We start from the raw sequence: 293 nt of genomic DNA, 5'->3' as shown, positions 1-293 counted from the left end.
GACTGGCTCTGAACGTAGGCTCTGAGTGTTTCAATCGTTGCCCCTCCGGTGCTACAGACAAAGTACGACCTTGACCACAAAAAGTCCCGTTTTACTTTGTGTCCGTAAATGTGTGTTTTGCTGGCGCAGCAGGCGCGACGATACTGATTTCAGATTGTTGACCATCACACTGACCGCCAGTTTTGGCGGGTAAGCAACCAGCAGATGCACATGGTCAGGCTCTCCGTCCATCTCAATAATTTCGCATTCAAGTTTTGCCGCAGCGGAGTCAAATGCATCACGCAGTTGAGCGA

Annotated in this window: 1 pseudogene; it reads right to left on the bottom strand. The window is 50.5% G+C overall.

From position 1 onward, the window contains the following. Positions 1-293 (bottom strand): annotated as a pseudogene (gene tnpA, locus BHE89_RS00815) (IS200/IS605 family transposase); the annotation flags it as partial.

It is taken from the genome of Shigella sp. FC1967 (assembly GCF_001743005.1).
In the GTDB taxonomy this organism is placed as follows: domain Bacteria; phylum Pseudomonadota; class Gammaproteobacteria; order Enterobacterales; family Enterobacteriaceae; genus Proteus.
The sequence above is the reverse complement of the archived record's forward strand: the minus strand, read 5'-3'. Positions and strand labels throughout refer to the sequence as shown.